Origin of the sequence: Blastococcus sp. PRF04-17, assembly GCF_023016265.1 — a bacterium.
Lineage (GTDB): Bacteria > Actinomycetota > Actinomycetes > Mycobacteriales > Geodermatophilaceae > Blastococcus_B.
Map to the genome: position 1 here is coordinate 2,954,421 of NZ_CP095412.1, position 25,533 is coordinate 2,979,953.

21 protein-coding genes and 1 pseudogene are annotated in these 25,533 nt (G+C 72.7%); 10 read left to right on the forward strand and 12 right to left on the reverse strand.

Annotated elements, in window-relative coordinates:
• Positions 1 to 62: 62 nt before the first annotated feature.
• From MVA48_RS14940 to MVA48_RS14960, 5 genes are read right to left on the reverse strand one after another with little or no spacing between them, the layout of a single operon-like run.
• The gene (locus MVA48_RS14940) at positions 63 to 1,088 is read right to left on the reverse strand and encodes an ABC transporter ATP-binding protein (protein ID WP_246981491.1); all 1,026 of its coding nucleotides are present in this window, start codon (positions 1,086 to 1,088) and stop codon (positions 63 to 65) included.
• A complete protein-coding gene (locus MVA48_RS14945) occupies positions 1,085 to 2,128 on the reverse strand; it encodes an ABC transporter ATP-binding protein (protein WP_246981492.1) in 1,044 nt (347 codons plus the stop codon). The genes MVA48_RS14940 and MVA48_RS14945 overlap by 4 nt, the downstream gene beginning before the upstream one ends.
• Positions 2,125 to 3,060 carry an ABC transporter permease gene (locus tag MVA48_RS14950; RefSeq protein ID WP_246981493.1) on the reverse strand — a complete coding sequence of 312 codons (936 nt, stop codon included), beginning with the start codon at positions 3,058 to 3,060 and terminating at the stop codon, positions 2,125 to 2,127. The genes MVA48_RS14945 and MVA48_RS14950 overlap by 4 nt, the downstream gene beginning before the upstream one ends.
• Complete coding sequence (locus MVA48_RS14955; protein ID WP_256461174.1) at positions 3,057 to 3,998, reverse strand: ABC transporter permease; 942 nt, start codon at positions 3,996 to 3,998, stop codon at positions 3,057 to 3,059. Before MVA48_RS14955 ends, MVA48_RS14950 begins: the two co-directional genes overlap by 4 nt.
• The gene (locus tag MVA48_RS14960; protein ID WP_246981495.1) at positions 3,995 to 5,527 is read right to left on the reverse strand and encodes an ABC transporter substrate-binding protein; all 1,533 of its coding nucleotides are present in this window, start codon (positions 5,525 to 5,527) and stop codon (positions 3,995 to 3,997) included. The genes MVA48_RS14955 and MVA48_RS14960 overlap by 4 nt, the downstream gene beginning before the upstream one ends.
• Before the next feature lie 186 nt (positions 5,528 to 5,713).
• Here MVA48_RS14960 and MVA48_RS14965 point away from each other — a divergent pair, with 186 nt between their 5' ends.
• Complete coding sequence (locus MVA48_RS14965) at positions 5,714 to 6,901, forward strand: hydroxymethylglutaryl-CoA reductase (RefSeq protein ID WP_246981496.1); 1,188 nt, start codon at positions 5,714 to 5,716, stop codon at positions 6,899 to 6,901.
• A gap of 78 nt (positions 6,902 to 6,979) precedes the next feature.
• Here the strand turns inward: MVA48_RS14965 and MVA48_RS14970 are convergent, their stop codons facing one another.
• The 4 genes from MVA48_RS14970 to MVA48_RS14985 all read right to left on the reverse strand — a co-directional run bounded on the left by MVA48_RS14970 (position 6,980) and on the right by MVA48_RS14985 (position 11,935).
• Positions 6,980 to 8,194 carry an acyl-CoA dehydrogenase family protein gene (locus MVA48_RS14970; RefSeq protein WP_246981497.1) on the reverse strand — a complete coding sequence of 405 codons (1,215 nt, stop codon included), beginning with the start codon at positions 8,192 to 8,194 and terminating at the stop codon, positions 6,980 to 6,982.
• 142 nt (positions 8,195 to 8,336) lie between these two features.
• The gene (locus tag MVA48_RS14975; RefSeq protein ID WP_246981498.1) at positions 8,337 to 9,191 is read right to left on the reverse strand and encodes a MaoC family dehydratase; all 855 of its coding nucleotides are present in this window, start codon (positions 9,189 to 9,191) and stop codon (positions 8,337 to 8,339) included.
• Positions 9,191 to 10,546 carry a 3-oxoacyl-ACP reductase gene (locus MVA48_RS14980; protein ID WP_246981499.1) on the reverse strand — a complete coding sequence of 452 codons (1,356 nt, stop codon included), beginning with the start codon at positions 10,544 to 10,546 and terminating at the stop codon, positions 9,191 to 9,193. The genes MVA48_RS14975 and MVA48_RS14980 overlap by 1 nt, the downstream gene beginning before the upstream one ends.
• A gap of 81 nt (positions 10,547 to 10,627) precedes the next feature.
• Positions 10,628 to 11,935, reverse strand: a complete 1,308-nt coding sequence (locus MVA48_RS14985; RefSeq protein ID WP_246981500.1) for an acetyl-CoA C-acetyltransferase — start codon at positions 11,933 to 11,935, stop codon at positions 10,628 to 10,630.
• Positions 11,936 to 12,010: 75 nt separating this feature from the next.
• Here MVA48_RS14985 and MVA48_RS14990 point away from each other — a divergent pair, with 75 nt between their 5' ends.
• From MVA48_RS14990 to MVA48_RS15000, 3 genes are all read left to right on the forward strand, one after another.
• The gene (locus MVA48_RS14990) at positions 12,011 to 12,700 is read left to right on the forward strand and encodes a TetR family transcriptional regulator (RefSeq protein WP_246981501.1); all 690 of its coding nucleotides are present in this window, start codon (positions 12,011 to 12,013) and stop codon (positions 12,698 to 12,700) included.
• Positions 12,697 to 14,751, forward strand: a complete 2,055-nt coding sequence (locus tag MVA48_RS14995) for an acyl-CoA dehydrogenase family protein (protein WP_246981502.1) — start codon at positions 12,697 to 12,699, stop codon at positions 14,749 to 14,751. The genes MVA48_RS14990 and MVA48_RS14995 overlap by 4 nt, the downstream gene beginning before the upstream one ends.
• A 98-nt stretch (positions 14,752 to 14,849) precedes the next feature.
• Positions 14,850 to 15,563, forward strand: coding sequence for a trimeric intracellular cation channel family protein (locus MVA48_RS15000; RefSeq protein WP_246981503.1), 714 nt, complete (start codon positions 14,850 to 14,852; stop codon positions 15,561 to 15,563).
• On the opposite strand, the gene MVA48_RS15005 is transcribed toward MVA48_RS15000, so the two are convergent.
• Positions 15,560 to 18,301: a SpoIIE family protein phosphatase gene (locus tag MVA48_RS15005; protein ID WP_246981504.1), complete on the reverse strand. Its 2,742-nt coding sequence runs from the start codon at positions 18,299 to 18,301 to the stop codon at positions 15,560 to 15,562. The genes MVA48_RS15000 and MVA48_RS15005 overlap by 4 nt on opposite strands.
• Positions 18,302 to 18,482: 181 nt before the next feature.
• On the opposite strand from MVA48_RS15005, the gene MVA48_RS15010 reads away from it, so the two are divergent.
• Positions 18,483 to 19,820 (forward strand): EAL domain-containing protein, encoded by a 1,338-nt coding sequence (locus MVA48_RS15010; RefSeq protein WP_246981505.1) that lies wholly within the window; start codon positions 18,483 to 18,485, stop codon positions 19,818 to 19,820.
• A gap of 50 nt (positions 19,821 to 19,870) precedes the next feature.
• Here MVA48_RS15010 and MVA48_RS15015 read toward each other — a convergent pair whose 3' ends face one another.
• Positions 19,871 to 20,902, reverse strand: a complete 1,032-nt coding sequence (locus MVA48_RS15015; protein ID WP_246981506.1) for an aldo/keto reductase — start codon at positions 20,900 to 20,902, stop codon at positions 19,871 to 19,873.
• 152 nt (positions 20,903 to 21,054) lie between these two features.
• Here MVA48_RS15015 and MVA48_RS15020 point away from each other — a divergent pair, with 152 nt between their 5' ends.
• Both MVA48_RS15020 and MVA48_RS15025 read left to right on the forward strand, forming a co-directional pair.
• Complete coding sequence (locus MVA48_RS15020; RefSeq protein ID WP_246981507.1) at positions 21,055 to 21,339, forward strand: HU family DNA-binding protein; 285 nt, start codon at positions 21,055 to 21,057, stop codon at positions 21,337 to 21,339.
• 87 nt (positions 21,340 to 21,426) lie between these two features.
• Entirely contained in the window at positions 21,427 to 22,677 is a 1,251-nt protein-coding gene (locus MVA48_RS15025) for a serine hydrolase domain-containing protein (protein WP_246981508.1), read from the forward strand.
• Positions 22,678 to 22,784: 107 nt separating this feature from the next.
• Here the strand turns inward: MVA48_RS15025 and MVA48_RS15030 are convergent, their stop codons facing one another.
• A complete protein-coding gene (locus tag MVA48_RS15030; protein WP_246981509.1) occupies positions 22,785 to 23,246 on the reverse strand; it encodes a MaoC family dehydratase in 462 nt (153 codons plus the stop codon).
• A gap of 176 nt (positions 23,247 to 23,422) precedes the next feature.
• Between MVA48_RS15030 and folP the strand changes: the two are divergent.
• The 3 genes and pseudogenes from folP (at position 23,423) to MVA48_RS15045 (ending at position 25,519) form a co-directional block, all read left to right on the forward strand.
• Positions 23,423 to 24,177, forward strand: a pseudogene (gene folP / locus MVA48_RS15035) (dihydropteroate synthase).
• Positions 24,177 to 25,091, forward strand: a complete 915-nt coding sequence (locus MVA48_RS15040) for an acetamidase/formamidase family protein (RefSeq protein ID WP_246981510.1) — start codon at positions 24,177 to 24,179, stop codon at positions 25,089 to 25,091. The pseudogene folP and the gene MVA48_RS15040 overlap by 1 nt, the downstream one beginning before the upstream one ends.
• A 38-nt stretch (positions 25,092 to 25,129) precedes the next feature.
• Positions 25,130 to 25,519, forward strand: coding sequence for a VOC family protein (locus MVA48_RS15045; protein WP_246981511.1), 390 nt, complete (start codon positions 25,130 to 25,132; stop codon positions 25,517 to 25,519).
• Positions 25,520 to 25,533: the final 14 nt, after the last annotated feature.

Sequence of the window (25,533 nt, forward strand, 5' to 3'; positions counted from 1 at the left end):
CCCCCGTGATCATCGGCAGATGGCTGCTGCCGTCGGCGCGTCGGGCAGCCATTCGCCGATGATCACGGCGGCGGGGGTGTGTCCGACGTGACAGGGGTGCCGACCACGCCGTGCAGGTGGCAGGCCGCCAGCTGACCGGGCGCGCCGGCCGGCTGCAGCGCCGGGTCGACGTCCGGGCAGGGCTCGAACACGTACGGGCAGCGTGTCCGGAACCGGCACCCGCTGGGGACGGCGGACGGCGAGGGGACGTCGCCGGTGAGCACGATCCGCTTGCGCGCCCGCTCCAGCTGCGGATGCGGCACGGGCACGGCCGACAGCAGCGCCTGGGTGTACGGCATCTGCGGGGAGGACCCCACCGCGGCCGCGGGCCCGATCTCGACCACCCGGCCCAGGTACATGACCGCGATCCGGTCGGACAGGTGCCGGACGGCGGACAGGTCGTGGGAGATGAACAGCAGCGTGAGCCCCAGCTGCCGCTGCAGCCGGCGCAGCAGGTTGAGCACCTGCGCCTGGACGCTGACGTCCAGCGACGCGATCGCCTCGTCGCAGACCAGGAAGTCCGGCTCACCGGCCAGGGCACGGGCGATGCCGACGCGCTGCCGCTGACCGCCGGAGAACTCGTGCGGATACCGGCCGGCCACCGCGGGGTCCAGCCCGACCAGCTCCAGCAGCTCGCCGACCCGGGCCGCGCGCTCGCGCCGGCCCGACCGCAGACCGTGCACCTCCAGCGGCTCGGCCACCGTCTGCGCGACGGTGCGGCGCGGGTCGAGCGACGCGAACGGGTCCTGGAACACCATCCCGGCCCGACGGCGCATCGTCTTGAGCCCCCGCCGGTCGAGCGCGGTGACGTCGGTGCCGTCGAAGGTGACGGTCCCGCCGGTGGGCGGCACCAGCCGCAGCAGCGCGTTGCCCAGCGTCGACTTGCCGCAGCCGGACTCGCCGACCAGCCCCAGCGTCTCGCCGCGGACGATGTCGAGGTCCACGCCGTCCACGGCGCGCAGCACCCCGGCCGTCTTCCGCCGCACCCCGCCGCCGCGGATCGGGAAGTGCACCTCGAGGCCCCGCGCCGAGACCAGGACGTCGCTCATCCGGTGCACCACGTCGCGGCCCGGTGCTCCAGCCCCGAGGCGCCGGAACCGCGGTTCTGGCCGGCCGGATCACGACCGGAACCGCGGTTTCGGTCGGAGATCGGGACCAGCGGGGGCTGCTCGGTCTCGCAGCGGGCGTCGCCGCGCACCGGGCAGCGCGGCCAGAACACGCAGCCCGGCGGCAGGTCGGTCGGGGGCGGTGGCAGTCCCGGCACCGTGGCCAGCTCCGGCACCTCGCCGTCCGGGCCCACCGGCGCGGCCAGATCGGGCAGCGAGCCCAGCAGCCCGCGCGTGTAGGGGTGGGCCGGCCGCTCGAGGACGTCGTCCACCGTGCCGTCCTCCACGCAGCGGCCGCCGTACATCACCAGCACCCGGTCGGCGATCCCCGCGACCACGCCGAGGTCGTGGGTGATCCAGATGACGCCGGTACCGCGGTGGGCCTGCAGCTTCTCGACCAGGTCGATGATCTGCGCCTGCACGGTCACGTCGAGCGCGGTCGTCGCCTCGTCCGCGATCAGCAGCGCCGGCGAGTTGGACAGCGCGATCGCGATGATCACCCGCTGCCGCATGCCGCCCGACAGCTCGTGCGGAAACCGGTCCAGCGCCCGCTCGGGATCGGGCAGCCCCACCTCGCCCAGCAGCTCGGCCGCCTTCCGGCGGGCCGCCGCCACCGACAGGTCGGAATGCGCCCGCAGGCCCTCGACGATCTGCCGCCCGATCGTCAGCACCGGGTTCAGCGAGGTCATCGGGTCCTGGAACACCATGCCGGCGCCGGGCCCGCGCACCTGGCGCAGCCGCTCGGGCGACATGGCCAGCAGGTCCTCACCCTGCAGCAGCGCCCGGCCGGTGACGGTGGCGACCCGCGGCGGCAGCAGCCCGAGCAGCGCGAGCACCGACACGCTCTTGCCGCTGCCCGACTCCCCCACCACCGCCACCGTCTCGCCGGGCCCGACGGTGTAGGAGAGCCCGTTGACCACATGGGCGGGACCGCGCGGCGTGCGCAGCTGCACCCGCAGGTCCTCCACCTCGAGCACGCTCACCGCCCACCACCGGCCATCAGCGTCCGCTGGCGCGGGTCCAGCACGTCGCGCAGCCCGTCGCCGAGCAGGTTGAAGCACAGCACGGTGATGACGATCGCCATGCCGGGGAAGAAGGCCAGCCACCAGGCCAGGTCGATGAAGCCGCGCCCCTCGGCCAGCATCAGTCCCCACGACGGGTTCGGCGGCTGCGTTCCCAGGCCGAGGAAGGACAGCGCCGCCTCGGCCAGGACGGCGAAGGCGAGGCTGACCGACGTCTGCACGATGATCGGCGGCGCCGCGTTGGGCAGCACGTGCCTCGTGAGCAGGCGAAAGTCCGAGGCGCCCACCGACCGCGAGGCGCGGACGTAGACCTCCTCCCGGACGCCGAGCACGCTGGCGCGGGTCACGCGGGCGAAGATCGGCACGTACACGACGGCGATGGCGATGATCGTGTTCGTCGTCCCGGGCCCGCGGATCGCCAGGATCGCGATGGCCAGCAGCACCGCCGGGAAGGCGAAGAGCATGTCCATGAACCGCATGAGGACGTCGTCGATCCAGCCCCCGTAGAACCCGGCGAGCAGGCCGATGAGCGTGCCCACGACGAGCGCCAGCCCGACGGACAGGAAGCCGACCTTCAGCGACACCGACGCACCCAGGATGACCCGGCTGAGGATGTCGCGGCCGTAGTCGTCGGTACCGAACCAATGGCTCGAACTGGGCGGTTCCAGCCGGTTCGGGATGTCCTGCGCCGTCCCCGACTGGGGCGCGGAGGTGTCGTCGAAGACCGCCACCACGATGATCAGCAGCAGCACGAAGGCGGCGACGGCCGCCGTGGGGTTGCGGACGAGCAGGCCCAGGGTCTCCCGCCACCGCGGGCGGGCGGGCTTGAACGTGACCGGTTCGCCCGGCGGCGGGGACGCGGGGGTCGCGCCCGGGGTCGGCAGCGCGGTCATCGGCGGATCCTCGGGTCGATCCGGGTGTAGAGCAGGTCCACGAGCAGGTTGATGACCAGGAAGACCAGGGCGAACAGCAGGACGGCGCCCTGCAGCACCGGGTAGTCGCGGGCCCGGACCGCCTGCAGCGCCAGCTGGCCGAGGCCGGGCCAGGAGAAGACGATCTCGACCACCACCACGCCCGAGAGCAGGTAGGCCAGCTGCACGCCGGTCACGGTGACCAGCGGGAGCAGCGCGTTGCGCAGGACGTGCCAGGTGAAGACCTGCCGCTGCGGCAGCCCTTTGGCCTGCGCGGTGCGCACGTGGTCGGAGCCGAGCGCCTCGAGCACGCTGGACCGCACGAACCGGGTGATCACCGAGCCGGAGACCACACCGGTGGTCACCGCCGGCAGGATCAGCCGCTGCGCCCACCCGAGCGGGTCGTCGGTGAGTGGCACGTAGCCGCCGGAGGGCAGCCAGCCGAGCGTGCCGGCGAACACCAGGATCAGCACGATCGCCAGCCAGAAGTCCGGCACCGAGATGCCGATCTGGCTGATCACCGTGGCGATCCGGTCGACGACCGACCGGGGGCGCAGCGCCGAGATGGTGCCCAGCGGCACGGCGATCAGCAGGGCGAGCAGGATCGCCGCGAACGCCAGGGTCAGCGTGGCCGGCAACCGCTCGGCGATCAGCGCGGTCACCGGCTCGCCGCTGCGGAAGCTGACGCCGAGGTCGCCGGTGACGGCCCGGCCGGCCCAGTTGAAGAACTGCTCGACCAGCGGCAGGTCCAGGCCGTTGCGGGCCCGCAGCGCGTCGTAGGTCTCCTGCGAGAAGCGGGTGCCGAGCGCGAGGCGGACCGGGTCACCCCGTACGAGGTGGACCAGGGAGAACACCAGCACGCTGACGCCGGCCAGTACCACGAGCGACTGGCCGACCCGCCGGAGCAGGTACCCGGTCAGGGCAGCTCCACGTCCTCGAAGTTGATCGCCCGGTCGGCCCGGATCTGGTAGCCCTCCAGCCCCGGGACCCACGCCTGGACGACGTCGGGGTTGAACAGGTAGAGGTACGAGACGTCGTCCACGATCAGCTTCGCGGCCTGGTCGTAGAGCTCCTTGCGCTCCTCCTCGTCGACGGTCGTCGAGGCCTCCTGCAGCAGCGCGTCGACCTCGGGGTTGCTGTAGCCCTGGTAGTTGTTCGCGCCGTCGGTGATGTGCTGCGACTCGTAGAAGGCGGCCGGGTCGATGTTGCCGAGCCAGCTGAGCAGGAACGCGTCGAACTGGCCCTGGCTCTGCCGGTCCAGCCAGGTGGCGAAGTCGAGGACCTCCACCTCGACGTTGATGCCGATCGGCTCGAGCTGGCTGGCGATGACCTGGGCCGACGTCACCGACTCGGGCAGCTCGTCGGTGACCATCAGCCCCATCGTGAGCGGCGTGGTCACGCCGGCCTCCTCCAGCAGCTGCCGGGCGGCGTCCGGGTCGGTCTCGAACGGGGCGTAGTCGTAGTAGAAGAAGCTGTCCTCGGGGATCGCGGTCTGGTTGGCCCGCGCCGCGCCGAACCGGGCGGCCTCGGCGACCTCGTCGCGGTCCACGGCGGTGGCGATCGCCCGCCGCACCTGCGGGTTGTCGAACGGCGGCACCGCGTAGTTCATCGACATGTACCAGTAGTCGACGCTGGCGGTCGTCTCGAGCTCGACCTCGCCGCCCTCGCCGAGCGACTCGATCTGCTGCGGCGGCACGTTGTCGGTCCAGTGCACCTCGCCGTTGCGCAGCGCGGTCAGCGCCGCCGCCGGCTCGGTGATGTAGCGGAACTCCACGCCGCTGATGGCCGGAGCGCCGTCCCAGTAGTCCTCGAAGGCGCTCAGCTCGGTGCTGGTGGCGTCGGTGCTCTCCAGCCGGAAGGGGCCGGTGCCGTTCGCCTCGGTGGTGAGGTCGAACTCCTCGGCCGCGTTCTCCGAGACGATCGACATGCCCTTGAAGGCGCCGATCCGCTCGAGCAGGTTCGGCGTCGGCTGCGAGAGGTTGATGACCACCGTCCGGTCGTCCGGCGCCTCGACCGACTCGACGTTGGCGAACCGGTAGGCGTTCGACAGCTCCTCGTCGATGATCCGGTTGTAGGAGTAGACGACGTCGGCGGAGTCGAACTCGCTGCCGTCGTGGAAGGTGACGCCATCGCGGAGGGCGAACGTCCAGGTCAGGTTGTCGTCGCTGACCTCCCACTCCTCGGCCAGGCTCGCCTCGAAGGTCAGGTCCTCGGCATTGGGGACGACGAGGGTGTCGTAGACGTTCTCGAGCACCTGGAAGCTGGCGTAGGCACTCGTCACGTGCGGGTCGAGCTGGTCGGGCTGGGCGCTCACCGCGGCGATCAGGACGCTGTCGCCGTCCCCACCGCCGCCGCTGCCACCGGTGTCGACGCTCTCCCCGCCACCACCGCAGGCGGTCAGGAGGAGGGCGCCGGCTGCGGCGAGGGCAAGTGGTCGGCTGGCGCGCACGGGGTTCCTCCGGGAGCTCGGGTGCAGTCGTCCGCCTCCGACCCTGGCCCGCGAGGCCCGGGGCTGCCACCCCAATCCGGTGCTGAGCGGGATCGTTGCCCGTTCGATACGTACCGGCGGCCGAGCGGTGACGAGTGGCCTGGCCCACACTGAGGGCGTCCGTCGACCGCTGCGCAGGGGGCCCGCATGACCGACGTCCAGCCGCGATCCCGCGCCCGGATCCCGCGCGACAAGGAGCACGACTACACCGACGACATGGCGCACGAGCGCCAGGCGTTCGTCGCCGAGCAGACCGGCGCCGGCCTCCACCACGTCGCGAAGTACTCGTTCGACCCGGCCGTGCTGCCCGGCAACGTCGAGAACTTCACCGGGGTCGCGCAGGTGCCCATCGGGGTCGCCGGCCCCCTGACCGTCCGCGGGGAGCACGCGCAGGGCGACTTCTTCATCCCGATGGCCACCACCGAGGGCACGCTGGTCGCCAGCTACAACCGCGGCATGCGGGTGATCGCCGAGTGCGGTGGCGTGCGGACGACGGTCGTCGACGACCACATGCAGCGCGCGCCGGCGTTCATCTTCGGCAACGCGCTCGAGGCGCGGGAGTTCGGCCGCTGGGTGGACGAGCACATCGACGGCATCCGCGCCGCGGCCGAGTCGACGACGCGCTCGGGCAAGCTCACCTACATCGGACAGCACCAGATCGGCCCGCTGCGGTACCTGCGGGTCAACTACACGACGGGGGACGCCGCCGGGCAGAACATGACGGGCAAGGCGACGCTGGCCGCCTGCGAGTGGATCCGCGAGAACCACCCCGACCACCCGCGCTACGTGCTCTCCGGTGCGATCGACACCGACAAGAAACACTCGCAGATCAACATGCTGATGACCCGCGGCAAGCGGGTGGTGGCCGAGGTGACGATCCCGAACGAGGTGCTGCGGCGGCTGACCGGCGTCGACACGCGGCAGCTGTTCGAGTACCGGCAGATCGGCATGGCGGGGGCGTTCATGTCCGGGGCCGCCTACAACGGCGCGCACGCGGCCAACGGCCTCACCGCGATGTTCATCGCCACCGGCCAGGACGTCGCCAACGTGAGCGAGTCGCACTCCGGCATCACCTACGCCCAGCTGCGGGAGAACGGCGACTACTACTGGTCGACGACGCTCACCTCGCTCATCGTCGCGACCTACGGCGGCGGGACCGGGCTCCCGACACAGCGCGAATGCCTGGAAATGCTCGGCTGCTACGGCAAGGGCAAGGTCTACAAGTTCGCCGAGATCTGCGCCGGCGTCGTCCTGGCCGGGGACATCTCGCTGACGTCGGCGATCCTGGCCGGCGACTGGGTGACCAGCCACGACGCCCTGGGCCGCAACCGGTAGGCGCCCCAGCTTTCGGTACAGAAAGCTCGCCCACGACGCCGCGCTTTCTGTACCGAAAGCTCGGGTCCGCAGGACTCCTCAGCGGATCTGCACGCCCGAGATGGTCCGCGCGATGACCAGCCGCTGGATCTCCGACGTCCCCTCGAAGATCGTGTAGATCTTGGCGTCGCGCGCCATCCGCTCGACCGGGTAGTCGCGGGTGTAACCGTTGCCGCCCAGGATCTGCATCGCCTGCTCGGTCACCCGCACGGCGGTCTCGCCCGCGACGAGCTTGGACATCGAGCCCTCGGCGGAGGTGAACCGCTGGCCGTTGCGGGCCATCCACGCCGCACGCCAGACCAGCAAGCGCGCCGCGTCGATCGAGGTCTTCATGTCGGCGAGCATGAACGCGATGGCCTGGTTCTCGATGATCGGGCGGCCGAACTGCACCCGCTGCTTGGCGTACTCCAGGGCGTACTCGTATGCCGCCCGCGCCACCCCGACCGCCTGCGCGCCCACACCGGGGCGGGTCCGCTCGAAGGTGGCCATCGAGGGCTGGGTCCGCCCGCTCCTCGCGCCCTCGCGGGCGCGGGCAAGCCGCTCCTCGAGCTTCTCCCGGCCGCCGAGCAGGCAGTCGCCCGGGATGCGGCAGTCGTCGAGCACGACCTCGGCGGTGTGCGAGGCGCGGATGCCGTGCTTGAGGAACTTCTGCCCCTGCGCGATGCCCTTCGTGCCGGGCGGGACGACGAAGCTCGCGTGCCCCCGCGTCTTCAGCTCGGGGTCGACCACGGCGGTGACCACGTGGATGTCGGCGATGCCGCCGTTGGTCGCCCAGGTCTTGGTGCCGGTCAGCACCCACTCGTCGGCCTTCTCGTCGTAGACCGCCCGGGTGCGCATGGCACCCACGTCGGAGCCGGCGTCGGGCTCCGAGGAGCAGAACGCGGCGACCTTGGGCTCGGCGACCGTGCCGAACATGGCCGGGATCCACCGGCCGACCTGCTCGTCGGTGCCGTTGGCCCGCACCGACGCCGCGGCGAGCGTGGTGCCGACGATGGCCAGGCCGATGCCCGCGTCACCCCAGAAGAGCTCCTCCATCGTCAGCGGGATGCCGAGTCCGGACTCGTCGAACCACTGGGTGGCGAAGAAGTCGAGCGAGTACAGCCCGATCGTGGCGGCCTCCTGCAGGACCTCCCACGGGAAGTCCTCGCGCTCGTCGTACTCGTGCGCCGCCGGGCGCACCACGTTCGCGGCGAACTCGTGCAGCCACTTCTGCAGCTCGAGCTGGTCCTCGGTCAGCGCGAACGACACTGCCATGCGGTTCTCCTGTGGATCCGTCCGCCGTGATCATCGGCAGGTGGTCGCCCCCAGCGGCGTGGTGACCAGCCATTCGCCGATGATCATCGCCAGGTGGGGGCCATCGCCAGGTGCGGGGCCATGAACAGGTGAGGGCAATGAATCAGCGCGGACGGATGGTGCCCACCACGTGCTCGGTGCCGCTCGTCGCGTTGCGGACGGCGACGTCCCAGCCCCCGCCGGCCTGCGCGGTGGCGAGGGTGACCGTCGACGGCAGGAACAGCGGCTTGCGGAAGCTGACGTCGACGTCGAGCGCGTCGGGCAGCCGTCCGGACAGCGCGCCGAGCACGCGAGCCTTGACCCACATGCCGTGCGCGATCGCCCGCTTGAAACCGAACGCCTTCGCGGTGAGGCCCGAGAGGTGGATCGGGTTCACGTCGCCGGAGACCTTGGCGTAGCGCCGTCCGGCGTCGTCCGGGACGCGCCAGGTGGCCACCGGACGGGCGAGGTCGCCGACGGAGACCTCGATGTCGGCCTCCGGCGCGCCCTCGGGCGCCTTCGCCCCGCGGGAGAGGTAGGTCGACGTCGAGCGCCACACCTCCTGGCCGCCGGCGCTGACCGTGGCCCGCAGGTCGACCGCCGCCCCGCTGCGATGAGCGGCGAAGTTCTCCGCCCACACCTCCAGGTCGAGCAGCGCGTCGGCGCCGACCGGCCGGAGCACCTCGATCCGGTTGCGCACGTGCACGAGCCCCGGCAGCGCCACCGGGAACGAGCGGTCGCTCATCAGCGCCATCTGCAGCGGGAAGGTGAGCATGTGCGGGTAGGTCGCCGGGAGGACGTCGTTCAGCGGCAGCCGGCACACCCGCGTGTAGGCGGCCAGGTGCGCCGGGTCGACGGTGACGCCCCGGCGCGCGAGACGGGTGTCGGGCAGGCCGCCACCGCGGCCCCACGCCGTGACCGCCGCCTTGGCGTAGAGCTGACCCAGGTTCGGCGCCTGCTCCAGGACGGTCGTGGCCATCACGCCCCCAGCATCGACTGGCCGCAGACCCGCACGGTCTGGCCGTTGACGCCGGCACTGCCCGGCTGCGACAGCCAGGCGATGGTCTCGGCGACGTCGACCGGCAGCCCGCCCTGCTGCAGCGAGTTGATCCGGGAGCCGATCTCGCGGGTGCCGAAGGGCATCTTCGCCGTCATCTCGGTGACGATGAACCCGGGCGCCACCGCGTTGATGGTCGCGCCGCGGTCGGCGAAGGTCGGCGCCCACGCGCGCACCATGCCGATCACCCCGGCCTTGGACGCCGCGTAGTTGGTCTGGCCGCGGTTGCCCGCGATTCCCGACTGCGAGCTGACGCAGACGATCCGGGCGTTCGGCCTCAGGAGGCCCTCGGCGTCGAGCAGTGCCTGGGTGATGTCGAGCTGCGCCTGCAGGTTGACCGCCATGACCGAGTTCCACCGGGCGGCGTCCATGTTGACCAGCAGCTTGTCGCGGGTGATGCCGGCGTTGTGCACGACGATGTCCACGCCGCCGTGCCGCTCGCGCAGGTGCTCGACCAGCCGCTGGGGCGCGTCGTCGGCGGTGATGTCGAGACCGAACGCCGTTCCGCCGATGCGGTTGGCGACCGTGGCGAGGTTGTCGCCGGCCGCCGGGATGTCGACCGCGACGACGTGGGCGCCGTCGCGGGCCATGACTTCGGCGATCGCCGCGCCGATGCCGCGGGCCGCGCCGGTGACGACGGCGACCTTGCCGGCCAGCGGCTTCTCGTCGTCCTCACCTGACGGGACGTCGGCGGCGGTCAGCGTGACCACCTGGCCGTCGACGTAGGCCGACCGGCCGGAGAGGAAGAACTTCACCGGCGAGGCGATCGAGCCCTCGGCGCCGGCCGGCACGTACAGCAGGTTCGCCGTCGATCCGTTCAGCAGCTCCTTGCCGATGGAGCGGACCAGTCCGTCCAGCGCCTGCCGGGCGGCGGCCTGCGCCGGGGAGTCGGACTCCGACGGCGGCTCGGCCAGGATCAGCACCCGGCCCGTCGGGGCGAGGCGCTTCACCGCCGGCGCCAGGAAGTCGTGCGCGCCGGCCAGGTCGCCCGGGGTGCGCAGGCCCGTCGCGTCGAGGATCACCGCGGCCGGCTTCTCGCCGTCCGTGGCGCCGTCGGCGGTCACCGGGGACTGCACGGCGACGCCCTCGCCCTTCAGCAGCTCGGTCAGGGTGTTCCGCAGCCGGCCCTCGCCCGCCGAGCCGATGACCGCCGGACCGGGCAGCAGCGGCTGGCCGGGCGCGTAGCGGCGCAGCACCGCGGGCCGAGGCAGGCCGAGCTGCTTGGTGAGGGTGGTGCCGAAGCCGGAGTTCGCGAAGTCGCGGTACCAGTCACTCACGAAGTGCTCTCTTTCCTGCTTTCTGTACCGAAAGCTGGGCGGGGGACCGCAGCTTTCGGTACAGAAAGCTGACGGGGGCGGTCAGGACTCGAGGATGGCGACGACGCCCTGGCCGCCGGCGGCGCAGATGGAGATCAGCCCGCGCTTGCCGGGGCCGGCGGCGTGCAGCGTCTTGGCCAGCTGGGCGACGATGCGGCCGCCGGTGGCCGCGAACGGGTGCCCGGCGGCCAGCGACGAGCCGTGGACGTTGAGCTTGGACCGGTCGATCGAGCCGAGCGCGGCGTCGAGGCCGAGCTTCTCCTTGCAGTAGCCGTCGTCCTCCCACGCCTTGAGCGTCGCGAGCACCGTCGAGGCGAAGGCCTCGTGGATCTCGTAGAAGTCGAAGTCCTGCAGCGTCAGGCCGTTGCGGGCGAGCATCACCGGCACGGCGTAGACCGGCGCCATCAGCAGGCCCTCGCCGCCGTGGACGTAGTCGACCGCGGCGGTCTGCGAATCGACGAAGTGCGCCAGCACCGGCAGCCCGTTGTCCGACGCCCACTCGTCCGACGCCAGCAGCACCGCGGAGGCGCCGTCGGACAGCGGCGTGGAGTTGCCGGCGGTCATCGTGCCCTCGGCACCCTCGGGCAGCCCCTTGGCGAAGACGGGCTTGAGCGTCGCGAGCTTCTCCAGCGACGAGTCCGGCCGCAGGTTCTGGTCGCGGGTCAGACCGAGGAACGGGGTGACCAGGTCGTCGAAGAAGCCGCTGTCGTAGGCGGCGGCCATGTTCTGGTGCGACCGGACGGTGAGCTCGTCCTGGGCCTCGCGGCTGATGTCCCACTCGTGCGCGGTGAGCTGCGCGTGCTCGCCCATGGCCAGGCCGGTGCGCGGCTCGGCGTTGCGGGGGATCTCGGGGACGATCATGCCGGGGCGGATCTTCGCCAGGACCTTGAGCCGGTCCTGCAGCGTCTTGGCGTTGTTGAGCGAGATGAGCACCCGCCGCAGGTCGTCGCCGACGGCGAGCGGGGCGTCGGACGTGGTGTCCACGCCGCCCGCGATGCCCGACTCGATCTGGCCGAGAGCGATCTTGTTGGCGACCAGCGTCACGGCCTGCAGGCCGGTGCCGCACGCCTGCTGGACGTCGTAGGCGGGAGTGGCCGGCGACAGCTTCGAGCCGAGGACGGACTCCCTGGTCAGGTTGAAGTCGCGCGAGTGCTTGAGGACGGCGCCGGCGACCACCTCGCCCAGCTGCCTGCCCTGCAGCCCGAAGCGGGCGACGAGCCCGTCGAGGGTCGCGGTGAGCATGTCCTGGTTGGACGCCTGCGCGTACTTCGAGTTCGAGCGGGCGAACGGGATCCGGTTCCCGCCGACGATCGCGGCCTGACGCGTCGCGGGCTTGGAGTTGGCAGCCACTGGAACCTCCGGGGTCGGCTGAGTTGGCCGGTACCAACAGTACGCGATACTATCGGTATCGTGAAAGTTGAGGCGGTGAGACGCTCGTCGCAGGACAAACCTGTCGACGACCTCGACGTTCAGGGCAATGTCGCGCACGCTCGCGACCGCCGCGACTCGAGATGGGACGACCACCGGCGGGAACGCCGGGAACAACTCGTCCAGGCGACCCTCGAGGCCATCGGCCGGCACGGGGCGGGCGTCGGCATGGAGGAGATCGCGGCGGCGGCCGGCACGAGCAAGACCGTCGTCTACCGGCACTTCGCCGACCGCTCGGACCTGTACGTCGCCGTGTGCAACCGGGTCGCCGCGCAGCTCCTGCCGAAACTGCGGTCGGCGATCGAGGCGAGCACCGGCGATCCGCGCACCATGGTCGCGGCGGCGATCGACACCTACCTCGCGTTCATCGAGGCCGACCCGGAGCTCTACCGGTTCGTCGTCCACAGTCAGGCCCTGGGCCGGCCGGCCACCGACCCCGTCGACACCCTCTCCGACCTCGTCGCCCAGCAGGTGGCGGCCGCGATCGGCGTGGCGCTGCAGCAGGCCGGCCGCGACGCCTCGGCCGCCGAGCCGTGGGGGCACGGCGTGGTCGGGCTGGTCCGCTCGGCCGCCGACTGGTGGCTCCGCGCCGAACGCCCCATGCTCCGCAGCGAACTCGCTGCTCATCTGACCGATCTCGCCTGGGCCGGACTGGCCGGCGTCGTTCCACCTCAGGAGGCACAGTGACCAGCACCCTGCCGACCAGCGTCGACCCGACGACGCTGCAGGACGTCCTCGACGGGCGATGGGCGCACGTCCGCCAGGACGCCCGCGAGAACCTGGACGACCACGACTTCCTGCCGACCTACGGAGAGAACACGCAGGAGGCCCGCGAGCGGGTGACCCGTGCGGCCAAGAAGCTCGCGGACTCGGGGCGGGTCGGCTTCGGCTTCCCGAAGCAGTACGGCGGTCAGGACGACGCCGGGGCCTCGGTCACCTCGATCGAGATGCTGGCCTTCGGCGACCTCTCGCTGATGGTGAAGGCCGGCGTCCAGTGGGGCCTGTTCGGCGGTGCCCTCCAGCTGCTCGGCAGCACGCGCCAGCACGACAAGTACCTGCGCGACGTCATGAGCTTCGACCTGCCCGGCTGCTTCGCGATGACCGAGACCGGCCACGGCTCCGACGTCCAGCAGCTGCGCACCACCTGCACGTACGACCCCGCGACCGGGTGCTTCGACCTGCACACCCCGCACCAGGCCGCCCGCAAGGACTACATCGGCAACGCGGCCAAGGACGGCCGGATGGCGGTGGTCTTCGCGCAGCTGATCACGCAGGGGAAGAACCACGGCGTGCACGCCTGGCTGGTGCCGATCCGCGACGAGCGGGGCAACCCGATGCCCGGCGTCACGATCGGGGACGACGGCCCGAAGGCGGGGCTCAACGGCGTCGACAACGGCCGGCTGACCTTCGACCACGTGCAGGTCCCGCGCGACATGCTGCTCGACCGCTACGGCCAGGTCGCCGAGGACGGCACCTACACCAGCCTCATCGAGAACGAGACCCGGCGTTTCTTCACCATGCTGGGCACCCTGGTGCGCGGCCGGGTCAGCGTCGGCGGCTCGGCGGCGTCGGCGACCAAGCTGGCCCTCGACATCGCCGTCCGGTACGGCAACGTGCGACGCCAGTTCGCCGCGCCGGGCGAGGAGCGCGAGATCGTCATCAACGACTACCTCGTGCACCAGCGCAAGCTGCTGCCCGCGCTCGCCACGACCTACGGCCTGCACTTCGCCCAGGGGCAGCTGGTCGAGGACATGCACGACATCCAGACCGCGGTGCACGCCCGCGGCGAAGAGGTGGACGAGGAGGCGCAGCGCGAGCTCGAGTCCCGCGCCGCCGGGCTCAAGGTCGCCCAGACGTGGCACGCCACCCGCACCATCCAGATGTGCCGCGAGGCGTGCGGCGGTGCGGGCTACCTGCAGGAGAACCGGCTGCCGCACCTCAAGGCCGACACCGACGTGTTCACCACGTTCGAGGGCGACAACACCGTCCTCCTGCAGCTGGTCGCGAAGGGACTGCTCACCGGCTACCGCGACGCGTTCGGCTCGCTGGACGGCTGGGGCAAGGTCGGCTTCATCGCCGACATGGTCCGCGAGACGGTGCTGGAGCGGACGGCGGCCCGCGCGCTGATCGCCCGGCTGATCGACGCCGTCCCCGGCCGGGACGACGAGGTGCCGATGCTGGAGCGCGGCTGGCAGCTGAAGATGTTCGAGTTCCGCGAGAAGCACAGCCTCGAGGGTGCGATCCGGCGGCTGCGCAAGAACTCCACGATGGAGGGCATGGCGCCGTTCGACATGTTCAACGACGTCCAGGACCACGTGCTGAAGGTGGCCCAGTCGCACATCGACCGGGTCGTGCTGGAAGCCTTCGTCGCGGGCGTGGACCGGACCACCGACCCGGCCGCCCGGCAGCTGCTCGACACCCTCTGCGACCTGTACGCGCTGTCGACGATCGAGGCGGACAAGGCCTGGTTCATGGAGCACGGCCAGTTGACCTCGGCCCGCGCCAAGACGCTGACCGCGACGGTGAACCAGCTGCTCAAGGAGCTGCGGCCGCACATGACCACGTTGGTCGACGCCTTCGCGATCCCGGAGTTCTGGAAAGCGGCCAGGATCCTCGAGGAGGAGGCCGACCGCCAGGAGGCCATGGCCGCCCGCGACGCCGAGGTGCGCACCGAGGCCGAGGGGCGCCAGGCGTCGAAGAAGAGCGCGACCGACCTCGAGGTCGCCCCGGCTCAATGATCCCTGACGCTGCCCGCAGTTGATCATCGGCATGTGGCTGCTCGCCGCGCCGACGGCCGCAACCAAATGCCGATGATCACGGGGGAAGGGGGCTGGGGGTGGAGATCGTTGCTGCGGCGGCGGAGACGCTGCGGGTGCCGGCCGCCGTCGACCTGGCCGCCATCGTGGTCGGCGCCCTCACCGGCGGGCTGCTCGCGGCGCGGGAGGGCTTCGCCGTCTCCGGCGTCCTGCTGCTCGCGGTCAGCGGCGGCCTCGGCGGTGGGCTGATCCGCGACGTCCTGCTCGGCGACCTGCCGCCGGTGGCCCTCACCAACCGGCTCTACCTGCCGACCGTCGCGATCGCCGCGGCCGTGACGTTCTTCTTCTCCGGCTGGCTGTCGCGGCTGACCGGTCTCCTCGTCGTGCTGGACGCCGTCACGCTCGGCTTCTTCACCGTCATCGGCGCCCAGAAGGCGCAACTGGTCGGGCTGTCCAGCGCGGCGGTGGTCTTCGTCGGCACGGTCACGGCCGTGGGCGGCGCGGTGATCCGCGACATGCTGCTCGCCCAGCGCGCCGAGATCGTGCAGCCCGGGCCGTACAACGCCGTGGCGGCGCTGATCGGGGCCGCCGTCCTCACGGTGCTGGCCGGACCGCTGGGCCTCGGCCCGCTGCCGGTGGCCGCCGTCGTCATCGTGCTGGTCGCGTCCCTGCGGGTGCTGTCGGTCTGGCGGGGGTGGGCGGCACCGGTGGCCGTCGACCTGCCCGGCCGGGCCCGCGAGCGGTTCGTGCGTCGCCGGAACCGGATCGTGCGCCGGCGGCGGCGTCGGGGCTAGGTCTGGGGGCGCAGGCGGACGGCGAGCACGGCGACGTCGTCCTCCGCGTCGGGCAGGAACAGCCGCTCCAGCAGCACGTCGCACAGCTGGTCCAGGGGCAGGTGCGCGCACTCCCGCAGCACGGCCAGCAGCTGCTCGGTGCCCTCGTCGATGTCGCGGTCCCGGCGCTCGACGAGGCCGTCGGTGTAGAGCAGCACCGTGGCGCCGGCCGGGAGCAGCTCGAGCCGGTCCTCCCGCACCGAGTCGGGCGAGACGCCGAGCAGCAGGTCCGCGGGCTTCCCGTCGAGCAGCGAGACCTCCCCGTCGGCCTCGACGAGGACCGCCGGAGGATGGCCCGCGTTCGCCCAGCGCAGCAGCGTGGCACCGCCGGGCCCCCGTTCCAGCCGGGCGACCAGCGCGGTGGCCATGGTGTCCAGAGCCAGACCCTCGAGGGCGCGGTCGAGTTCGGTGAGCACCTCGGCCGGGGTGCCGCCGCTGGAGTAACTGATGCCGCGCAGCAGACCCCGCACCTGCCCCATCGCCGCGGCCGCCCGGGTGTCGTGCCCCACGACGTCGCCGATGGCCAGCACCGTCGCTCCGCTGCGCTGCAGGAATGCGTCGTACCAGTCGCCCCCGATCTCGGCCCCTTCCGCGGCCGGCACGTAGCGGACGACGATCTCGGCGTCGGCCGTCCGCGGAGGCTCGGTGAGCATGCTCCGCTGCAGGGCGTGGGCGAGCTCGCGCTGCTGCTCGAAGAGGCGGGCCTGGTCGAGCGCCGAGCCGGCGCGCCGGCCGATCTCGAGCGCCGTCTCGATCTCGCCGGGAGTGTGCGGCCCCCGGTCGGTTCCGTTGAGCAGGCAGAGGACGCCGAGTGTCTGGCCGCGGGCGGTCAGCGGGAGGGCGAGGACGGACGCGGGGTCCAGGGCCTCCAGCGCCTTGCGCGCCCCCTCGTCGGCGAGCGACTGGGCGATGCGGGCCGCGTCGAGGTGGGGGATGACCAGCGGCTGGCCGGTGCGGAAGACGACCCGCGGCGCGCCGTCGTCGGTCACGGACACGACCATCTGCCGCACGTACTCCTCGACCTGCGCTCGGCGGCGGGGGTCGCGGTGCGCGGAGGCGGCCTCGTGCAGCCGCCCCTGGTCGTCGGTCGTCACGATCCAGCACCAGTCGCCGAGCGGGGGCACGACCAGCGAGGCCAGCCGGTCGAGCTGCTGCGGAACGCTCAGCCCGCCGGCCAGCATGCGTCCGGCGTCGGCGAGCAGCTGCACCTGCCGATTGGCCTCGGCCATGGCGGTCACGGCGGCCACACGCTCGGCGTCGGCGTGCAGCCGCGAGATGCTCAGCGCGATCTGGGCGGTCAGACCGTCGAGGAGGGCGACGTCCTCCTCGCTGAACTCGTGATCCGTCGTCCAGACGGCGACGAAGCTGCCCAGCAGCCGGTCCTCGACCCGCAGCGGCAGCGAGGCCAGCGCGTGGATGCCGAGGATCTCGGTCACCTGCGCCATGGCCGGGAAGCGGGCGGCCGCCTCCTCCGCGCTCGGGAGCAGCACGCGCTCGCCGGTGCGAGCCGTGTACTGCGTCGGCAGCGCGTCGTCGGTCTCGATCTCGACGCCCTCGGTGGGGACCTCCTCGTTCGTCTCGGCCGCCACCGCGTCGGCGAGGCGGCGGCCGAGGTGCACCCGCAGCCTGCCGTCCTTCGAATCGAACACCGCGACACCGCCCGAGTCGGCGCCCAGCACCTCCGCGCCGCGCAGGGTGATGTCGGCGAGCTCCTCGATGCGGGTCGCGTGCGCCGCGGCCGCCGCGACTTCGGCGATGGCCGCGGCCCGCTGCACGGCGAACAGCCGGGCCTCGGCGGCGACCCGCGCGTCGGTGACGTCGAGGACGGTGCCCATGATCCGCACCGGCTGCCCGTCGGAGTCCACCATCACCCGGCCCCGGGAGACCGTCCAGCGGACCTCGCCGTCCGAGGCACGGATCGTGCGCAGCTCGACGGTGTACTGGGGCGCGCGGGCGTCGATGGCCGCCTGCATGATCACCTGGGCCGACTCGCGGTCGTCAGGATGCACGGCCTCCTCGAAGAGCCGCTCCAGCGGGATGGTGACGGTGCCCTCGCGCCCGAAGATCGCCGCGGTGCGCTGGTCCCAGTACATGACCCCGGCCACCAGGTCGGCCTCCCACGTGCCGACGCCGCTCGCCTCGAGGGCGACGTCCAGTCGGGCGAGGGAGGCGCCGATCGCCGTGCGGGCGGCCGCCAGCTCGAGCTCGGCGACCACCGACGCACCCATCTGGTCGAGCAGCTTCGCCTCGTCGTCGGACCACTCGCGCGGCTCCGGGTCGTAGACGGCCAGGACGCCGACCACGTGCCCCGAGTCGGCCACGATCGGCGCGCCGAGGTAGGAGGCGACCTGCCCGGAGGTGACCGCCGGCAGGTCGGCGACGCGCTCGTCGGCCCGGGCGTCGGCGACCGCGAGCGGCCGGGCCTGGCGCACGGTGATGGCGGAGAGGGCGCCGGTCAGCAGCGCCGGTCCGCCGATGACGCCGGGCGGCAGGCCGAAGCCGCCGACCACGGTGTCCTGGTCGGTGAAGATGGTGACCTTCGCGTGGCCCACGCCGAGCAGCCGCGCGGCCAGGGCCGAGAGTCGGTCGAACGCCGCGGGGCCGGACACCTCGACGAACAACCGGCGGGCGGCCGCGATGCGGTGGGGGTCGCGCAACGGGTCGTCCGCGGGGGCACCGGACACGTCGTGCGTGGTCACGCGCCCTCCTCCCCCTCGGCCGCGAGCGCGCCGTCCGGCGCTCATCCGCACCATGCTGTCACGGCGGTCCATGCCGGCCGGTCCTGCGCCACCAGGGGTACCGGTTCGTGCGTCTCCCTCTCCCGGGTGAGGAGGGAGGTCCCGGATCAAGGTGGGCACCGGGCGGTCCGATGGTTCCACCATGCTCGGCACGCGCACGGCCCGGTTGCCGGACTGCCGTCCGCTGCTGGCCGACCCCGACGATCTGACGCTGGCGTTCCAGCCGATCGTCGACCTCGCCGCCGCCACGGTGGCCGGGTACGAGGCGCTGGCCCGGTTCCCGGGTTCCGCCGGCCCCGACGTCTGGTTCGCCGCGGCCGCCGAGGCCGGGATCGCCGCCGAGCTCGAGGCGCTGGCCCTCCACAAGGCGCTCGCCGTCGTCCCGGCGCTGCCGCCCGACACCTTCCTGACGGTCAACGTCAGTCCGCACCTGCTCGGGTCGGCCCCCGTGCAGGACGCGCTGGCGACCCGTCCCGGCCTCCAGCGGGTCGTCGTGGAGCTCACCGAGCACACGCCCGTCCACGACCTGGCCGCGCTGCGGCGGCAGACCGACGAGCTGCGCGCCCGGGGCGCCCTGATCGCCCTGGACGACGCCGGCAGCGGCTACTCGGGCCTGCAGCAGCTCGCCGTCCTCCGCCCGCAGGTGGTCAAGCTCGACCGCGCCCTGGTCAGCGACGCGGACACCGACCCGGTGCGCGTGGCCCTGGCCGAGATGCTGGGCGAGTTCGCCGGCCGGATCGACGCGTGGCTGCTCGCCGAGGGCATCGAGACCGCCGCCGAGCTCGCCGCCTTCGTGCAGCTCGGCGTCCCGCTGGCCCAGGGCTGGCTGCTCGGCCGGCCGGGGCCGGACTTCGCGCCGCTCGCGCCGGAGACGGCGGACGTCGTGCGGGCCCAGATCGCCCGCGCGCGCATGACCGACAGCGTGGCGCGGCTGCTCCGCCCCGTCCGGCAGGTCACGCTCGGCGAGGACACCCCCGGCGTCCCGCCGGCTGTCCTGCTCGGCGGCCAGGGCGAGCCGCTCGGGCTGCTGCTGGCCGACCCGCGGACGGCGGAGCACTACACCGCACCGGTCTCGTTGCGGGTGCACCCCACGACCGACATCGGGGAGGCGCTGCAGCGCGCGCTGACCCGCCCGCCGCCCAGCGCTTCGACCCCGTGCTGTGCACCGACCCCGTCGGCGACGTGCTCGGGCTCGTGCGCATCGAGGACCTCGCGTCCGCCGTCCGGAAGGACCGCTGAGCGACCCAGACCCCGGTCGTCCCCCCGGCGGCCGGTCGCGCCACCCCTCTTCCGACAAGGAGTCCACATGAAGACCTTCGCCTGCGGCGACGTCATCCCCGGCTGCGGCGCCCGCTTCACCGCCGCCGACGAGGACGGCATCTTCGCCCAGGTCGCCGGCCACGCCGCCGCCGACCACGGGGTCACCGACATCACCCCGGAGCTGGTCCAGGCCGTCCGCGACCGCATCGTCGCCGCCTGACGTTCCTTGCGGAGTGGGAGGGCGCGGAAAGCGCGCCCCTCCCACTCCGCTCAGGAGCTCGCGTCGTCCAGGGCGTTGCGCTGCTCCTCGCTGAGCACCAGGTCCTGCATCGGCAGCAGGTCCGCCAGCTGTTCCACGTTCCGCCCGCTCGCGATCGGCGCCACGACGGTCGGCCGGTCGGCCAGCCAGCGCAGCGCGACCGCCGGCAGCGGCACCGCGTGCGCGTCGGCCACCTGACCCAGCGCCCGCAGCACCCGGTCACCCCGCTCCCCCACGTACGCCGCCGCGCCCTTCGCCCGCGGGGAGTCGACCTGCTCCCCCGCCCGGTACTTGCCGGTCAGGAAGCCCTTGGCCAGCGCGAAGTAGGGCAGCACGCCGAGCTCCCGCTCGGCCGCGACGTCGCGCAGGGCGTCCTCGAAGACCGGCCGCTCCATCAGGTTGTAGTGCGTCTGCAGGGCGGCGTAGCGGCTGATCCCCAGCCTCGCCGAGGTGTCCAGCGCTTCGGTCAGCCGCTCCGCCGAGTAGTTCGACGCGGCCACGTACCGGACCTTGCCCGACCGCACCAGCCCGTCGAACGCGGTCAGCGTCTCCTCCAGCGGCGTCGTCTCGTCGTCGAAGTGCGCGTAGTACAGGTCGATGCGGTCGGTCCGCAGCCGCCGGAGCGACTGCTCGGCGGCCGCCCGGATCTCCCCGCGGACAGCGGGTGCTCCTTCTCCAGTGGCGACGCCTTGGTCGCGACGACGACCCGGTCGCGCAGGCCGCGCGCGGCCATCCAGGCGCCGAGGATCCGCTCGGACTCCCCCGGCCGTAGCTCTCGGCCGTGTCCACGAACGGCGACAGCGGGCCGGGGGTCGCGTCGACGAAGCGGTCGAGCAGCGCGAAGGACGTCGGCTCGTCCGCCGTCCACCCGAAGACGTTGCCGCCGAGGCAGAGATCGCTGACGTCGAGATCGGTCCCGGGGAGCTGCGGCATGCCCCCACGCTAGGCGCGACGTCGTCCCCACGTGCGTGGGACAGGTGTGACCGACGTGTCGTCCGCGGGCCCTCCGGGACCCCCTGGGTGGCCAGGTCCCGGGCGGGCATGGCACGGTGCCCGGGGTCCGGCCACTTTCCAGGGCCGGGTGAGCCCGGGCGGTTCGCGCCACGCGCGGACGCCCGGCGCCCCCGAACCGGGGGATGGAGCCGGCCGCGTGCCGAGCCCTGGCACCAGCCATCGCACACACGAGAGGAACCTCATGAACAAGGCCGAACTGGTCTCCGCCATCGCCAAGCGCGCCGACGTCCCGGCCTCCACCGTGGACTCGGTCCTGGCCGGGCTCCAGGAGGAGCTCGTCGAGGCGATCACCCGCGGCGAGAAGGTCGCCGTCTCGGGCCTGCTGACCGTGGAGCGCACGCAGCGTTCGGCGCGCACCGGCCGCAACCCGCAGACCGGTGAGTCGATCGACATCCCCGCTGCCAACACCGTCAAGGTGACCGCCGGCTCGAACCTGAAGAAGGCCGCCAGCAGCGTTCCGGTCTGATCGACCGCGCCGTCGGGATCGGCGGTCCCCACGGGACCGCCGATCCCGGCGGTTTGCCACCCGGTGGACCGGAGCACGGAGGCCGATGTGAGCACCGACCTGCAGATCACCACCGACCCGGCCGAGGTCGGCCTCGACGCCGGGCGGCTGGCGCGCCTGGACCGGCGGCTGGCCCGCTGGGTGGACGACGGCCAGCTGCCCGGGTTCCTCGTCACCGTCGCGCGGCACGGCGCGCTCGTGCACGTCGGCCGCCAGGGGCTCCGGGACGTCGAGAACGGGCTGCCCGTGGAGGAGGACACCCGCTGGCGGATCTTCTCGATGACCAAGCCGATCACCTCGGTCGCGGCGATGATGCTCTACGAGGAGGGTGCCTTCGAGCTCTCCGACCCGATCTCGAAGTGGCTGCCCGAGTTCGCCGAGACCCGCGTCTACGTGGCCGGCTCGGCGATGAAGCCGGTGACCGCTCCGCAGGTCGAGCCCATCCGCGTGCGGCACCTGCTCACCCACACCTCCGGCCTGACCTACGGCTTCCACCACGCCCACCCGGTCGACGCGATGTACCGGGCGATGGGGCACGAGTGGGGCACCCCGCCCGGTGCGGACTCCGCGGAGGTCTGCCGCCAGTGGGCCTCGGTGCCCCTGGTCTTCCAGCCCGGTAGCGAGTGGAACTACGGCGTGTCCACCGACGTCCTCGGCCGGCTGGTCGAGGTGTGGTCCGGGCTGCCGCTCGACGCCTTCTTCGAGCAGCGGATCTTCGGGCCCCTGGGCATGCGCAGCACCTCGTTCGGCCTGCGCCCGGACGACGACCCCGAGCCGCTGGCCAAGCTGTACGGCGCCACGCCGAGGCCCTCGGGTGCCACCGGGTTTGCGTTCCTCGAGGCCTTCGACGCCGCCGCGCACAGCAAGCCGGCGTTCCTCTCCGGCGGCGGCGGACTCGTCTCGACCGCCGGTGACTACCTGCGGTTCGCCGAGCTGCTGCGCCGGGGCGGCTCCTACGACGGCGGCCGGCTGCTGGGCTCGCGCACGATCGCGTTCATGACCCGCAACCACCTGCCGGGCAACGCCGACCTGGAGACGTTCGGCCGGCCGCTGTTCGCCGAGACGCCGCTGCGCGGGGTGGGCTTCGGGCTGGGCTTCTCGATGGTGATCGACCCGACCCGGTACGGCGTGGTCTCCAGCGTCGGCGACTACAGCTGGGGCGGGGCGGCGTCGACGGCGTTCTACGTCGACCCGGTCGAGGACCTCACCGTCAGCTTCTACACGCAGCTGCTGCCCTCGAGCACGCTGCCGATCCGCAACTACCTCCGGCAGCTGGTCAACCAGGCCCTGGTCGACTGACGCGTCGCGCGATGATCAGGTGACCTGACCGTCGCGCGTCCTCCCTCACGGTGCACGGTGAGGGAGGACGCGGCATGATCAGGTGACCTGATCATCGCCCGGGCCGGCTACAGGTAGCGCCGGTAGACGACGGACGCGACCATCGCCGGCTTCGTGCCGCCCTCGATCTCCATGGTCACGCCGAGGGTCATCTGGACGCCGCCCTCGAACGGGGTCGCCGACTCCAGCGTCGCGCCGGCGCGCACGCGCGCACCCACGGGCACCGGCGACGGGAAGCGCACCTTCTCCGTGCCGTAGTTGACGCCCATGCGGAAGCCGGTGATCTCGACGATCTGCGGGACCAGCGCCGGCAGCAGCGACAGCGTCAGGTAACCGTGTGCGATCGGACCGCCGAACGGGCTCTCCTTCGCGGCGCGCTCGGGGTCGACGTGGATCCACTGGTGGTCGCCGGTCGCCTCGGCGAACCGGTTCACCTGTTCCTGGGTGATCTCGACCCAGTCGCTGTGGCCGAGGTGCTGCCCGACCAGACCGCGCACGCCCTCGACGCCCTCGACCGTGGTTGCCGCCATCTCCGCCGCTCCATCCCTCTCGACTACGTTGGCGAACTCCACCACACCGGCGGCGTCGAGGAGGCCACGGGTTGCTCCGGATCGGTGCCCTGGACGTGCCAGACGGCGCGTTCGTCCTGATGGCGATCGTGAACCGGACACCCGACTCGTTCTACGACCGCGGCGCCACCTACGCCATGGCCGCGGCCCTGGAGCGGGTCGACCGGGTGGTGGCCGAGGGGGCGGACATGGTGGACGTCGGAGGTGTGAAGGCCGCCCCCGGCGAGGAGGTGGACGCCGCCGAGGAGATCCGCCGGACCGTCGACCTGGTCGCCGCGATCCGCGCCGCCCACCCGCAGCTGCCCATCTCGATCGACACCTGGCGCGCCGAGGTGGCCACGGAGGCGCTCGCGGCGGCGCCGACGTCGTCAACGACGCGTGGGGCGGGGTCGACCCGGATCTCGCCGGGGTCGCCGCCGAGGCGGGCGCCGGCATCGTCTGCACGCACGCCGGCGGGCTGCCGCCGCGCACCCGTCCGCACCGGGTGCAGTACGACGACGTCGTCGCTGACATCGTCACCCGGACGACGGTGCTCGCCGAGGCGGCCGTCGCGGCGGGCGTCGACCGCGAGCGGGTGATGGTCGACCCCGGGCACGACTTCGGCAAGAACACGCGGCACTCGCTGGAGGCGACCCGGCGGCTGGGCGAGCTGGTCGGCACGGGGTGGCCGGTGCTGGTCGCCCTGTCGAACAAGGACTTCGTCGGCGAGACCCTCGACGTCCCGCTCGAGGAGCGCCTCACCGGCACGCTCGCCACGACGGCGGTCAGCGCCTGGCTGGGCGCGCGGGTGTTCCGGGCCCACGACGTGGCGGCCACCCGTCAGACGCTCGACATGGTGGCCTCCATCCGGGGTGACCGCCCGCCCGCGCGCACCGTCCGCGGCCTGGCCTGATGGACGTCGTCCAGGAGCTGCACGGCTGGTTCGACCGCGATCTGCCGCCGGTGCGCACCGTCGAGCCCGGCACCACGGTGCGGTTCCGGACCCTCGACTCCGGCTGGTTCCTCGAGCCCGACACCGGCGGGGACGTCGCCGACCGCCGGCGGGCGCCCGAGCACACCCCGGACGCCGGTCACGCGCTGGCCGGACCCGTCGAGGTGCGCGGTGCGCGTGCCGGTCAGGTGCTGGCGGTGCGCATCGACGACGTCGTCCCTGTGTCGTGGGGCACCACCTACGCGGGGCTGCGGGCCACCGCCTGGAACTCCCGGCTGGGCCTGACCGAGCCGGCCGTGCACCGCTGGACGATCGACGGCGCCACCGCTCGCAACCAGTTCGGCCACGAGGTGACCGTCCGCCCGTTCCTCGGCGTCATCGGCATGCCCCCGGCCGACCCGGGCCGGCACTCCACCGTCCCGCCGCGGTGGCACGGCGGGAACCTCGACTGCCGCGAACTGGTGGCCGGCAGCACGCTGTACCTGCCGATCCCGGTGGACGGCGCCCTGCTCAGCGTCGGCGACGCGCACGCCGCCCAGGGGGACGGCGAGGTGAGCGGCACCGCGATCGAGTGCGGCACCGAGCGCGCCGACCTCAGCCTCGACGTCCGCGACGGCCTGTTCGGCCGGCCGCTGGCCACCCCGGTCGCCGACACACCGGCCGGCTGGATCTGCCTGGGCATCGGCGACGACCTCGACGAGGCCGCCGCGGAGGCACTCGACGCGATGCTCGACCTGCTCGGCGCCCTGCACGGGGCGTCGCGCTCGGACGCGATGGCGCTGGCCAGCGTCGCCGTCGACCTACGGGTCACCCAGGTGGCCAACCAGGTGTTCGGCGTGCACGCGGTCCTCCCGCACGGCGCCGTCCGGTCCTAGCCTTCGGCCCGTCAGGTCCACCTGGGCGAGGAGGCGAGATGAGCGGTCGGGTCGTGCACTTCGAGATCCCCTACGACGACGGGGACCGGGCACGGGGCTTCTACGAGGGGATCTTCGGCTGGCAGCTGATGACCATGCCGGAGATGGGCGGGTACACGCTGGTGACGTCGGGACCGAGCGGCGACCGCGGGCCGACCGAGCCGGGCTACATCAACGGCGGCATGCTCAGCCGCGAGCAGGCCGCCACGCAGGGCCCGGTGATCGTGGTCGACGTGGACAGCATCGACGCCAAGCTGATCAAGATCGAGGAGACCGGCGGGAAGGTCGTCGTCGGCAAGACCGCGGTGGGCGACATGGGGTTCGCCGCCTACTTCTCCGACCCCGAGGGCAACGTGATGGGCCTCTGGGAGACCGCTCCCCAGCCCTGACCCACGCTTTCTGT

Bases quoted from the DNA above. Each gene is read 5' to 3' on its own strand.
- MVA48_RS14965 (WP_246981496.1), top strand. From the start codon at position 5,714: ATGACCGACGTCCAGCCGCGATCCCGCGCCCGGATCCCGCGCGACAAG.
- MVA48_RS15030 (WP_246981509.1), bottom strand. From the start codon at position 23,246: ATGGCGGCAACCACGGTCGAGGGCGTCGAGGGCGTGCGCGGTCTGGTC.
- MVA48_RS15010 (WP_246981505.1), top strand. From the start codon at position 18,483: ATGCTCGGCACGCGCACGGCCCGGTTGCCGGACTGCCGTCCGCTGCTG.
- MVA48_RS14975 (WP_246981498.1), bottom strand. From the start codon at position 9,191: ATGGCCACGACCGTCCTGGAGCAGGCGCCGAACCTGGGTCAGCTCTAC.
- MVA48_RS15045 (WP_246981511.1), top strand. From the start codon at position 25,130: ATGAGCGGTCGGGTCGTGCACTTCGAGATCCCCTACGACGACGGGGAC.
- MVA48_RS15015 (WP_246981506.1), bottom strand. From the start codon at position 20,902: ATGCCCGCCCGGGACCTGGCCACCCAGGGGGTCCCGGAGGGCCCGCGG.
- MVA48_RS15020 (WP_246981507.1), top strand. From the start codon at position 21,055: ATGAACAAGGCCGAACTGGTCTCCGCCATCGCCAAGCGCGCCGACGTC.
- MVA48_RS14940 (WP_246981491.1), bottom strand. From the start codon at position 1,088: ATGAGCGACGTCCTGGTCTCGGCGCGGGGCCTCGAGGTGCACTTCCCG.
- MVA48_RS14950 (WP_246981493.1), bottom strand. From the start codon at position 3,060: ATGACCGCGCTGCCGACCCCGGGCGCGACCCCCGCGTCCCCGCCGCCG.
- MVA48_RS14970 (WP_246981497.1), bottom strand. From the start codon at position 8,194: ATGGCAGTGTCGTTCGCGCTGACCGAGGACCAGCTCGAGCTGCAGAAG.
- MVA48_RS15040 (WP_246981510.1), top strand. From the start codon at position 24,177: ATGGACGTCGTCCAGGAGCTGCACGGCTGGTTCGACCGCGATCTGCCG.